Genomic DNA, 12150 nt, shown 5'->3' with positions numbered 1-12150 from the left:
ATGATTTCTGCGGGTGTCGGAGAGACCTGCGTTTAGTGTCGTGCCCGAAAGGTTTTGGAAATGCCCGAGTTACCCGTTGTCTTTGAGGTCGGCACCTTTGTCGTCCTGGGACTTGTCCTGCTGTTTGACCTGCTGCTGGTGGTCAAGCGCCCCCACGAGCCGTCCATGAAAGAAGCCGGCCTGTGGGTCGGGTTCTATGTCGGGCTCGCCCTCCTCTTCGCCGGTGCCATGTTCGTGTTCACCGGACCCGAGTACGGCAGTCAGTTTGTTGCGGGCTGGGTTACTGAATACAGCCTGAGCATCGACAACCTCTTTGTCTTCATCATCATCATGGCCCGCTTCTCGGTACCCCGTAAGTACCAGCAGGAAGTGCTGATGTTCGGCATCATCATCGCCCTGATCCTGCGCGGCATCTTCATCATTATCGGTGCCGCAGTGATTGAGAACTTCAGCTGGGTCTTCTTCATCTTCGGTGCCTTCCTGCTCTGGACCGCGTACAAGCAGGCCACTGACAACGGTGAGGACGAGGATGAAGGCAGCGACAACAAGCTGATCTCCAAGCTGCGCAACGTCCTGCCCATGACCGAGAAGTTCGACCAGGGCAAGATCCGCACCGTGGTGGACGGCAAGAAGGTCTTCACCCCCATGCTGATCGTGTTCATCACGATCGGCGTCACCGACCTGATGTTCGCCGTCGACTCCATCCCGGCCATCTTCGGCCTCACCCAGAGCGCCTTCATTGTGTTCACCGCCAACATCTTTGCGCTGATGGGCCTGCGCCAGCTCTACTTCCTGCTGGGTGGCCTGATGGACCGGTTGATCTACCTCAAGCACGGCCTGTCCGTCATCCTGGCGTTCATCGGCGTGAAACTGATCCTGCACGCCCTGCACGTCAATGAGCTGCCGTTCATCAACGGCGGCGAGCACGTTGGCTGGGCGCCGGAAATCCCCACCTTCGTCTCATTGGCCGTCATCCTCGGCACGATCGTGATTGCCACCGTGGCATCGCTGCTCAGCCCCAAGGCAAAGGCCGTCCAGGCCGTGGCCACACTGGAGAATGCCTTGAAGGTCTACCGGAATCTCGGGGAAGACGCCCCGCATGACGAGCGTGTGGAAGCGTACGACAAGGTCGCCGAAACCTACCGTGCCGCCACCACCGCCGCCAAGGACCGCAACGACGTCGACCTGCCGGAGATTTCGGACGATGCCCGCGCCGAATTCCGCGCCAGCAACCCGCGCAACCAGCAGTAACGCCCCGGGCTAGCCCCGCGGCAACGATGGAGGGCACCGGGACATCTGTCCCGGTGCCCTCAGTGTTACGCCCAGTCCTCGATACCGTCCGGTTAGAAAGTATGCATGACCAAGGCGGCCCAGATGCGAGCCACGCTCTTCTGAACCTCTGTGCCGTCGGCCATGCCGGAGTGGCATTGAAAGGCATGGTCCGGCGCTCAAGGTAAAGTTAAGGAGTTATACATCACTCAACTGAATCTGGGGGACAATACATGGTCAGAATATCAAAGGGCAAAAAAGCGTCGCTTACAGCCCTAACCATTACGGCGCTTAGCGTGTCGATTCTAGCTTTCTCCCCTACTACCAGCGCTGAGGCCAAAGGCGGTCACGTTGGAGGAGATGGAAGCCGGTTCTATCTAAATGATGTCTTCTCTGGCAGCGCCAACCGAGTCTTCGACTATGGAAATCCAGGGGATTCCATTTACGTTGGTGACTGGAACGGTGCCGGTACCGATTCGCTCGCTATCCGCCGAGGGAATGTCTTCTACGTAAGGCATTCGAACACCAGTGGCCCCGCCGACAAGGTGTTCGCCTACGGCAACCCAGGAGATGAAGTTTACGTCGGAGATTGGGACGGAGATGGGACGGACACGCTAGCTGTACGAAGAGGAAACGCGTTCCATATCAAGAATTCTGTTTCTACAGGAGTCGCTGACAAGGTTATTCACTACGGAAATCCGGGTGATTCAATCCTTGTTGGTGATTGGGACGGAAACAGAATCGATACATTTGCCGTCCGCCGCAGCAATACTTATTTCGTCAAGAATTCTATGTCTACGGGAACGGCTGACAGGGTTTTCGCGTACGGAAATCCGGGCGACACTGTTCTGGTGGGTGATTGGAACGGTGATCGGAAAGACACGTTGGCCGTCCGCAGAGGGAATACCTACTTCCTGAAGAATTCCCTTAACAGTGGCCAAGCCGATACCGTTTTTGCCTACGGAAATCCGACGGATACGGTATTGGTGGGTGATTGGAATGGTGATCGTCGAACGACGATTGGCGTTCGAAGGGTGGCTGCTGCTGCGGAAGGTGCGGGAACGATCAGCCAGCAGAACGCGCTTCGTACGGCCAAAGAATACCTTGAATACTCGGCTTTCTCCCGCCTCGGGCTTATCGGGCAGCTCGAATATGAGAAGTATTCGACCCAAGACGCGACTTGGGCCGTGGACCGTGTGAGCGTCAATTGGAATGAGCAAGCTGCCAGAATGGCAAACGAATACCTCCGGTACACATCCTTCTCGCGAGCTGGCCTTATCGACCAGTTGATTTACGAAGGTTTCACCCCGAAGCAAGCTGAGTACGGAGTAAGCCAGACAGGTCTCTAACAGTTGTCGCTATGGCTGCACCCAAGACGGCGGGCTCCCCTTACCCGGGACGGTCGCCGTCGCCGTCTGGCGAACATTTCCCTCAGTGGTTGCGGAGACGATGTAGTTCAGATCGCGAAACCGCACGGCGCCCCCAGCGCAGCCACGTGAAGGCTGAACATGCGGCGCAGCAACTTGGCAGTGTGGGGGACGACCAGTAGCGGCAAAAATGCGAATCTGCTGGTGAATAAGATCGGGAGCCCGGGCACGCATGGCGGCGATTGGTTCAAGCAACTTTGCCATTGGAGCTACAGTCTGGACTTTGGCCCTTGGAGTATCACCGGGATCCGCAAAGATCCGGAGGAGCGTTTTCAGGGACCCCTTTCACAGGTTAGCTCTGTGTCTCTCGACGAATCGCTTTCCGGACATCGAGTTGGGAACGCTCTCGAAGGTCTCCCGGACTCCGTGGTGTCGGAGAGATCAAACTCATCCGCTTCCCACACCTGCAGCCCTCTGCCGCGGACTCGGCAATTCCGAACACACGAAGGCGGGTCCCCTGTGGCCCCGCCTTCGTCGTCCTACACTGTCAGTTAACTCTGGGAATGTCTTTGCAATAGCTGATCACACACATCAATCGATTGTGTACGAGTTTCGCCCGGCAGCTTCTGCACCGGCCAAGTGGCATACCCCAGTGGGAAGGGTGGCCATAGCGAACGGACACCGCCGAGGTTACCGCTGCCGATGGAGACGCAGTGGGGTGACTCCCAGGGGGTTCACTAAAACGATGTCGACAGCAGGGATACGAGGTGCAAATACCTCGTTCCTGCAATAGGCCGATCTGTTCGACTGGCAGTCGACTGGCTCGAGAAGGTGGCATCAGTGGAGATAGACTCGATGCGTCTTTTGAAATGCGTGGAAGAAAGCCGAGTCCTTCTGGTGATTAGATGCTGAAGGGTCACAATTCGCCGCGCACCATGGCCAGGAGCCGGTTGAAGATGCCCTCGCCGTCGTCGGTGATGCCGTCATGGTGGAAGTCGGCGCTTTCCCAAACCTGCAGGCCCTTCACCATCCCCGCCGTCTCCAGGGACAGGTCACGGTCCACGTAAATGTCATCCGTGTAGACGGCGGCAGCCACCGGTACGGTGTTCAGGGCCAGCTGGGCGGTGTCGTACAGTGCAGGCCAGTTCTTCCTGGCGGCCAGCAGCTCAGCGGTTTCCTTCAGCGGAACCAGCGCGGGATCCTCATCGAAGTACCAGGGGTAGACCATTTCGCCGGTGTACAGGGGCTCGTCGGCGTCGGGGCGGAACGCAGGGAATTCCTTGAGCACCCGCTCCGCCGCCCACCCGGTGGCCGCACCCTGCCCGTAGATGGACTCGTGCATCAGCGCGTACAGCGGATTGGCTGCCCGGCTGACCAGCCCGTGGACGGTTTCAAGGAACGTGTCCGAGAGCCTGTCACTGTGAGGTGTGGGCACAAATGCTTCCTGCAGCAGAAGGTGCAGGCCGTCCACCCGGGTGTTGCCGCCCAGGAAGGAGCCAACCATTTGGAAGCGCCGGACGGTGAGCCGCTCACCCGAGGACAGGAACTCGGGAACGTCCTCCAGATGCCGGGCAATCCGTGTGGTGATGCCGCGGTCCTGCGGATACTTCGCGAAGTACTCTGCGTTGCGGGCTGCCACACGGCGGAAGGTTGCCTGGTAGACGCGGTCCGCGGAACCCGTCAGAGGAGCGAGGCCGCCCGTAATCAGTGATTCCCGCAGCCCGTGCGGTGCGAAGGACAGGTAGGTCAGCGTACAGAAGCCGCCGTAGCTCTGGCCGTAGGTGGTCCACGGTTCCGAGCCCAGGGCTTCACGGATGAGTTCCGCGTCGGCCACTATCGAGTCCGCCCGGAAATGGGTCAGGTAATCCGCCTGGGCGGCTGCATCGCCCCGCAGCGGCAGGGTCTGCCGGTTGGCGGGCGCAGACAGGCCGGTGCCGCGCTGGTCCAGCATCAGGATGCGGAAATACTTGGACGCAGCTTTGGTCCAGCCGCTGAGGGACAGCAGCCGGGAGCCCTTGCCCCCCGGGCCGCCCTGCAGGTACAGGAGCCAGGGGAGCTGCGCGGCCTCGGCCTGCGGCAGTTCCGCGTCGCTGTATTCGCGGGCAAAGACGGTGATGGTCTCGCCGTCGGGCATGGAATGGTCCAGCGGAACGGTGAAGCGGTGGTCCGTGACGCGCATGCCGCGGAGCTCATAGGGGGCTGAGGCCGTGTGCGGAACGCTCATGCCGCAGCACCGCCAAAGGCGGTCAGGGCGTCACCGGTGAGCCGGAACGTGGTCCACTCGTCCTGCGGCACCGCTCCGAGGCCCTTGTAGAAGCGGATGGAAGGCTCGTTCCAGTTGAGCACGCACCACTCCACCCGGGCATAGCCGCGCTCGACGGCGATCTCCGCCAGGGTGCGCAGCAGCGCCTTCCCCATGCCCTTCGCCCGTGCTTCGGGACGGACGTACAGGTCCTCCAGATAGATGCCGTGGACACCTTCCCAGGTGGAGTAGTTCAGGAACCAGAGGGCAAAGCCCTGCACAGCTCCGGAATCCTCTGCCACGTGGGCAAAGATGGCCGGGTGCTCCCCGAACAGGTTCTTCTCCAGGTCCTGCACCGTGTTCTTTACGGCGTGCGGCTCTTTTTCGTAGATCGCCAGGTCCTGGATGAGTTCAAGGATGACCGGGACATCTTCGGGGCGTGCGGGACGTATCTGCATGCCCCCAGCCTAATCCAGCCGTCCGGCGCTGATCACCTTGATGACGGGGCTGCCGGCTTCATCCGAGGCTGCAAGGTCCACCTCGGCGGTGATGCCCCAGTCCAGGTGGTTGGCCGGGTCCTTGAAAATCTGCCGGACTTCCCATTTGCCGGGCAGTTCCTTGATGATCAGCAGGTTCGGTCCGCGTCCGTCGGGGCCATCGTCAATGTCCTCATGCTCTTCAAAGTAGGCGTCCAGGACGTCCGCCCACCGGTCGGCATCCCAGCCGGAGCCGCCGTCGAGCTCGCTCAGGGCGCGGTCATCCTCGTCCGCGAAGAGCTTCACCCGCTGGAACATTTCATTGCGGACCATCACCCGGAAGGCGCGGACATTGGCGGTGAGCTTATCGGGAACGGGAGGCAGGACCGGCTCGTCGCCGGCATCGGGGTTGATGCCGTTGGTCAGCTCTTCCCATTCGTCCAGCAGCGAGGAGTCGGTCTGGCGGACCAGTTCGCCGAGCCACTCGATGATGTCCTCCAGGTCCTCGCGCAGCCGCTCCGGCGGAACGGTGTGCAGCAGGGCCTTATAGGTGTCGGAGAGATAGCGCAGCAGCACTCCCTCGGAGCGCGCCAGGGAGTAGAACTGCACGTACTCGCCGAAGCTCATCGCGCGTTCGTACATGTCGCGCACAATCGACTTGGGGCTCAATTCGAACTCACCCAGCCACGGTGCGCCGGAGCGGTAGACCTCGAAGGACTGATCCAGCAGCTCGGCCAGCGGCTGCGGATAGGTGACCTCTTCGAGCAGGGCCATCCGCTCGTCGTACTCGATGCCCTGGGACTTCATCGCCGCGATCGCCTCGCCGCGGGCCTTCTTCTCCTGCGCGGAGAGGACCTGGCGCGGCTTTTCCATGATCGCCTCGATCACCGACACCACGTCCAGGGCGTAGGACGGGCTCTCCGGGTCCAGGATCTCCAGGGAGGCCATGGCAAACGGGGACAGCGGCTGGTTCAGGGCAAAGTTGGGCTGCAGGTGCACCTTCAGGCGCACGGTGCGGCCGTCGACGTCGGGCTCCGGCAGCACCTCCACGATCCCGGCGGTCTTCAGCTCGCGGTAGATGCTCAGCGCCTTTTTCATCAGCGCCAGCTGGGAGGAGCGGGTCTCGTGGTTGTGCGTGAGCAGCTTCTTGGCCGCGGCAAACGGATCGCCGGGCCGCTCCAGCAGGTTCAGCAGCATGGAGTGGGTGATGTTGAAGCTGGAGGTCAGCGGTTCCGGGGTGCCGTCCACGAGTTTCTCGAACGTGGGCTTGCCCCAGGACACGAAGCCGGCCTGCGGCTTCTTCTTCACCACCTGGCGCAGCTTCTTCTGGTCATCACCGAACTTGGCGTGTGCCTTGGCCATGGCCTTCACGTTTTCGATCACGTGCTCCGGCGCCTGCACGACGACGGTGCCCGCCGTATCGTAGCCGGCCCGCCCGGCGCGGCCGGCAATCTGGTGGAACTCGCGGACCTTCAGCGGGCGGGTGCGGGTGCCGTCGTACTTGGACAGGGCGGTGATCAGCACGGTGCGGATGGGCACGTTGATGCCGACGCCGAGGGTGTCGGTGCCGCAGATGACCTTCAGCAGGCCGGCCTGGGCCAGCTGCTCCACCAGGCGGCGGTACTTGGGCAGCATGCCGGCGTGGTGGACGCCGATGCCGTGCCGGACCAGCCGGTTCAGGGTCTTGCCGAAGCCGGGGGCGAAGCGGAAGCCGGCAATCAACTCGCCGATCTTGTCTTTCTCCTCGCGGGTGCAGACGTTGATGCTCATCAGCGCCTGGGCCCGGTCAATGGCTTCAATCTGGGAGAAGTGCACCACGTAGACGGGCACCTGCTTGGTGGCCAGCAGTTCCTCGAGGGATTCCTGGACCGGGGTTTCCACGTAGTAGTAGTGCAGCGGGATGGGCCGCTGCACGGAGGAGACCGTGACGGTGTCCCGGTTGGTGAGCTCGCTGAGTTCGTTGGCGATCCGGGTCATGTCGCCCAGGGTGGCGGACATCAGCAGGAACTGGGCCTGCGGCAGTTCCAGGAGCGGAACCTGCCAGGCCCAGCCGCGCTGCGGATCGGAGTAGAAGTGGAACTCGTCCATGATGACGGTGCCAAGGTCCGCGTCCGGTCCCTCGCGCAGGGCGATGTTCGCCAGGATCTCCGCCGTGCAGCAGATAATCGGAGCGTCCTTGTTCACCGAGGAGTCACCGGTCACCATGCCCACGTTCTCGGCACCGAAGATCTCGCACAGGGCAAAGAACTTCTCCGACACCAGGGCCTTGATGGGCGCGGTGTAGTAGCTGCGCTCGTCGTGTGCCATGGCGTGGAAGTGCGCGGCAATGGCCACCATGGACTTCCCGGACCCGGTGGGGGTGGCCAGGATGACGTTGTTGCCGGTCACCAGTTCCATGACGGCTTCGTCCTGCGCCGGGTACAGCGACATGCCCCGGCTCTCGACCCACTCCAGGAAGGACGTGTAGGTCTCATCGGGGTCGATGGTGCGGGTGCTGGACGGGCCGGAGGCAAGCTGTTCAAGAAGTTTCATGTCCATACCAGACTATCGGGCGCGGCCGTGCGCCGCGGACCGCCACCAGGGAAGGGCTAGGAGAACTGCCGCACGCGTGTCCATCCAGGGTCGGGAGTGGAACGGACCGCGCCGCCGACTGCGCGGACCGCATCCTCGATTACCTCGCGTCCGTGATGGTCCGCGGAATCCGAGTAGTAGTGAAGCACCCGGGTTCCGGCGGTGCTTACCCGGGCGGCCAAAAGCCCCCGTGTTCCCAGGGCGGCGGAGATGCGGGCCTCCTTTTCGCGGAGCAACTCGAGGGAAGCCGGGGTCGGGAGGCCGCTGGTTTCGGCGTCGTCGTAGGCTAGGCGCACTTCGGTATGGAGGTCGAACAAGGGAAAGTCGATCCAGCGCAGCGGACGGCGGGCCAGAACCATGATGACGCCGCCGTCAGGAGTGTTTCCCTCCATCACGACCCACTCGTTCCGGGTTTGGGCGGCCAGCGCGCTGACGGCGTCACGGAGATCCGCGGCAGTTCTGTCCAGGGTCCCGCCGGTGGCCGTGTCGACGGCACCCACCCATCGGGTGACCTCGTCCTCGCCGAGGATCCAGTCCAGGAGCAGCAGGGAGACCTGCAAACGCCGATCCTGCGGCACTTGACCGAAGAGCGGGTGATGGACCACGACGTCGAGGCGTCCCCTGCCAGTGTCCTCCCGCAGCCCGAAGCGGGCCTGGCCCAGGGAAAGGCTGCGGCCTTCGATCTCGATGGTCTTGCCCGCCGCGTCAGGAACCGGCTGGCGCGCGGCCGCGTACTCCCACGTATCGTCAGCGGCAGGGGCGCAGCGGAGCCAGTGTTCCGCGGTCCTGCGCAGCGCGGGATCGCCTTCCGAGCTCACGGCCAGAAGGTGGCGGGACCTGTGCCCGGTCCCGGTGTCCCATGCCAGGTCCGGGTGTACGGCTGCGAGCCGTTGCTGCATCTCGCCCGCAAGCCCGCCCCACTGGCCGGTGTCCGCCGCGGCGCTGAACCGGGACGCGCCGTCCGTGCTCCACCACCGCCAAAAGGCTTCCGCCGGATCCGCCGGCACTGCGGAATCCCTGCGCGTGAAAAGACCCATTTTTCCCTTTCCCGGACGCCCCCATGCCGCCCGCCCTGAACCTACCAGCGGATAGGCCGCGGATCCTGCGCCGACGCGCTGTTCGTTGCCCCGGCCCGCGTGGTCCGCTGCTGCGGACACCCGCCGGATGACCCCGGATGAAGGCCGGCCCCTGCCCAACCCGTCCCTTTGCTAGGCTCGGCGGCATGAAATGGGATCCCCGGAAGTACACACAGTTCTCCTCGCACCGTGACCGGCCGTTTTTTGACCTCACGGCCCGCATCGCCGCTGATAACCCGCGCAGGGTTGTTGACCTTGGCTGTGGTCCGGGAACCCTCACCGCGGCGCTCGCCGCCCGCTGGCCCGAAGCCCGGGTCACCGGTGTCGACTCCTCCGCCGACATGATGGAACAGGCGGGGGCCTTGGAGGGCGCTCCCGCGAACCTGGAGTTTGTCCGCGCGGGCATCGAGGAATGGGAACCGCAGCCGGGAACCGATGTGGTGGTGTCAAATGCCGCCCTGCAGTGGGTACCCGGCCACCAGGACCTCATGCGCCGCTGGGCCAAACAGCTCGACGCCGACGCTTGGCTGGCCGTGCAGGTGCCCGGCAACTTCGGTGCCCCCTCGCACGCCCTGATGCGTGAACTCGCCGCCAGCACTGCCTGGTCGGACAAGCTGGACGGCGTCCTGCGCCACGCCGACGCAGTGGATGAGCCGGAAGATTATCTGGGGCTGCTGGTCGAGGCGGGCTTCGAAGCCGACGTGTGGGAAACGAGTTACTCGCAGGTGCTGCCGGGCAAGGACCCGGTGCTGGAATGGGTGCGCGGAACAGCCCTGCGGCCCGTCATCGATGCCCTGGACCCGGAGGACTTCGGGCGGTTCGAAGCCGAGTATGCCGCCCTGCTGCGGGAGGCCTATCCGCAGCACGCCTGGGGTACCGTCTTTCCGTTCCGCCGGATCTTCATGGTTGGCCGGAAGAAGGGCTAGCCAGCGGTTCCCGGCCGGCCGGCACGCTTGGTCTTGGCGGCCTTCATCAGCGGCGTGTTCAGGTTGTCGATCTGTTCATTCGCGTGCGCCCGGTCCCCGGCACCGCCGCGCTGGTAGTGCCGCGCCAGGTACAGCGCACCACCCAGGGCGGTGAGCAGGAAGCCGGTGATCAGGGCGGCCGGGTCCAGGGACGGCAGCTGGCTCGCTGCTGCCAGGACCGCGAGGATCGGAATGACCGGACCCAGCGGGAGCTTGGCTCCCTCGCCCGGCCATTTCCGCCATCCCAGCACGGCGGCCGCAACGCTCACCACGATCATGGCAATGATGGCCGCCACGTTGGCGACCGAGACCACGAAGGTGGTGTCATTGAGCAGCACCAGGACCACGGTGATGACACCCAGCAACAGCACGCTCACGTAGGGGTGGCCGTTGCGGGTCTGGCGGCCGAGGGCGGGCGGCACATCCCCGCGGGCCACCATCCGCAGCATGATTTCCGAAGCGCCGAGCACATTCGCGTTGGCGCCGGACAGGGTGGACAGGCACGCCGCGAAGGCCACCAGCACGCCGCCCCAGGTACCCATCACGATTTCTGCGGCCTGGGAGACACCGGTGGCCGTAAAGACCGTGACTTCGCTGGCCACCATGGCCAGGGCAGTGCCCAGATAGATGATTCCGGACACCAGCAGGGTGAGCAGGATGGCACGGGGGACTGTCTTGCGCGGGTTCTTCACCGAGCCGGCCATATTCGTGATGACGTTGAAGCCAGTGTACGCGGTGAACAAAAGCGCTGCCGCCGAAAAGACGCCGCCGGTGCCCTGCGGCAGCGGCCGGTCCACCTTTTCCGGAGTCAGTTCCGTCAGGCCCCAGACGGCAAACAGCACGAGCAGCGCAAGCTTGATGCCCACGATCCAGGTTTCCGCCTTGGCCACCAGCGCCGTCGGGCCCAAATTCAGCGCCGTCACCAGTGCCGTGGCGGCGAGCGCGAGCGCCAGGGTGCCAATCGCCGGGAGGAAGTATTCGTGCAGGTAATCACCGAAGGAGTCAACGAGGTACGCCACGATCGTGGCTCCGTTGAGGTAGAACGCCCACATCACCACAAAGCGCCAAAACGGACTCAGGATGTCCCCGACGGGCCCGTAACCGGATTCCCCGTCCTTCGCCCGCGTGGAGACCACAATGAAGGACAGCGCACACAGGGCCATGACAATGCCCGCAATGACATAGCTCAGAACCGCTCCGGAACCGGCCAGGTTGATCGCCGTTCCGGACAGGGTGAAGACGCCGCCGCCCACCGTGGTGCCGACACCGAACGCCACGCAGGCAACCAGCCCGATTTGGGGTTTGACGGCGGCTGAAGGCCCGGAAGCGGACGACGACGGTACTGTGGCCACGGTTTGCCCGCTCTCATCGGTCTCCGAAAGGTCCCTGGTCGAGCGTAAAACCCTCGATCGGCAGGGGTCAACGGCGCAGGCGCTGCAGGCGCTGCAGGCCTGCTACCAGCCGCGTTCCTTCCATTCCGGCAGGTGCGGCCGCTCTGCGCCCAGTGTCGTTCCTGCCCCGTGGCCCGGGTGGACGATGGTGTCATCCGGGAGCCGTTCGAACACTTGTTCGACTACGTCTGCATAGAGCGACGCAAAGCGCTCCGGGTCCTGCTGTGTGTTGCCCAAGCCGCCGGGGAAGAGCGAATCGCCCGTGAACAGGTGCGCCGGGCCGGCAGGATCGCGGTAGAGGAGGGCCACCGAGCCGGGGGTGTGGCCGCGGAGCTTGATGGCCTCGAGCTCGAAACCCTCGGGCCCGCCGATGTGCAGGGTATCCCCGTCCGCCAGCAGCATGTTGGTGGGCACCTCGATGTCCGGCGCATCTTCACGGCCGGCGGCGGTGCGTGCTCCGGTGGCCTGCACGGCTTCAGCGAGCGCCCGTACATGGTCCCAGTGGCTGTGAGTGGTGACTATCAGCTCCACCTTTGCGGGAACAGCGGCGTCTGCGGCCGCTTCGGACAGCAGCTCCCGGATGGCCGGAAAGTCGGCGGCGGCGTCGATGAGGACCTGCGCCCCCGTGCCCCTGTCCGTGAGGACATACACGTTGTTGTCCATGCTGGACACGGACCGGCTGCGGATGGTGACCTTCTTCAAATCAAACATCCCGCCAGTCTAGTTCCGCGCTCGCAGATGTGAACCCCGCTGTCCAGGGCTAAAACTCTTGTCTGTTCGGGAAGGCGGGCGT

The 12150-nt window shown here is 63.7% G+C and carries 9 protein-coding genes; 3 read left to right on the top strand and 6 right to left on the bottom strand.

Annotation, left to right across the window (positions count from 1 at the left end; translation table 11 throughout):
- Positions 1-60: 60 nt before the first annotated feature.
- Together MUG94_RS09200 and MUG94_RS09195 are read left to right on the top strand one after the other, a co-directional pair.
- On the top strand, positions 61-1251 hold the full coding sequence (locus tag MUG94_RS09200) for a TerC family protein (protein WP_227907739.1): 1191 nt from the start codon (positions 61-63) through the stop codon (positions 1249-1251).
- 314 nt (positions 1252-1565) lie between these two features.
- Positions 1566-2618 carry an Ltp family lipoprotein gene (locus tag MUG94_RS09195; RefSeq protein WP_227907740.1) on the top strand — a complete coding sequence of 351 codons (1053 nt, stop codon included), beginning with the start codon at positions 1566-1568 and terminating at the stop codon, positions 2616-2618.
- A gap of 934 nt (positions 2619-3552) precedes the next feature.
- Here MUG94_RS09195 and MUG94_RS09190 read toward each other — a convergent pair.
- Genes MUG94_RS09190 through MUG94_RS09175 form a run of 4 tightly spaced genes read right to left on the bottom strand, consistent with a single transcriptional unit; the run spans position 3553 to position 8962 of the window.
- On the bottom strand, positions 3553-4860 hold the full coding sequence (locus MUG94_RS09190) for an alpha/beta fold hydrolase (RefSeq protein ID WP_227907742.1): 1308 nt from the start codon (positions 4858-4860) through the stop codon (positions 3553-3555).
- Positions 4857-5336 carry a GNAT family N-acetyltransferase gene (locus MUG94_RS09185; RefSeq protein WP_227907743.1) on the bottom strand — a complete coding sequence of 160 codons (480 nt, stop codon included), beginning with the start codon at positions 5334-5336 and terminating at the stop codon, positions 4857-4859. The genes MUG94_RS09190 and MUG94_RS09185 overlap by 4 nt, the downstream gene beginning before the upstream one ends.
- A gap of 9 nt (positions 5337-5345) precedes the next feature.
- Positions 5346-7886 carry a DEAD/DEAH box helicase gene (locus MUG94_RS09180; protein WP_227907744.1) on the bottom strand — a complete coding sequence of 847 codons (2541 nt, stop codon included), beginning with the start codon at positions 7884-7886 and terminating at the stop codon, positions 5346-5348.
- Between the two features lie 56 nt (positions 7887-7942).
- On the bottom strand, positions 7943-8962 hold the full coding sequence (locus tag MUG94_RS09175) for a DUF695 domain-containing protein (protein ID WP_227907746.1): 1020 nt from the start codon (positions 8960-8962) through the stop codon (positions 7943-7945).
- Between the two features lie 185 nt (positions 8963-9147).
- On the opposite strand from MUG94_RS09175, the gene MUG94_RS09170 reads away from it, so the two are divergent.
- Positions 9148-9927 carry a trans-aconitate 2-methyltransferase gene (locus MUG94_RS09170; protein ID WP_227907747.1) on the top strand — a complete coding sequence of 260 codons (780 nt, stop codon included), beginning with the start codon at positions 9148-9150 and terminating at the stop codon, positions 9925-9927.
- On the opposite strand, the gene MUG94_RS09165 is transcribed toward MUG94_RS09170, so the two are convergent.
- Complete coding sequence (locus MUG94_RS09165; protein WP_227907751.1) at positions 9924-11318, bottom strand: APC family permease; 1395 nt, start codon at positions 11316-11318, stop codon at positions 9924-9926. The two genes, MUG94_RS09170 and MUG94_RS09165, sit on opposite strands and share 4 nt — an antisense overlap.
- A 102-nt stretch (positions 11319-11420) precedes the next feature.
- Positions 11421-12068, bottom strand: coding sequence for an MBL fold metallo-hydrolase (locus MUG94_RS09160; protein ID WP_227907752.1), 648 nt, complete (start codon positions 12066-12068; stop codon positions 11421-11423).
- Positions 12069-12150 lie beyond the last annotated feature (82 nt).

The organism is Arthrobacter gengyunqii (assembly GCF_023022985.1).
Lineage (GTDB): Bacteria > Actinomycetota > Actinomycetes > Actinomycetales > Micrococcaceae > Arthrobacter_B > Arthrobacter_B gengyunqii.
Note: the sequence above shows the minus strand (reverse complement) of the source record. Positions and strands in the feature narration are given on the sequence as shown.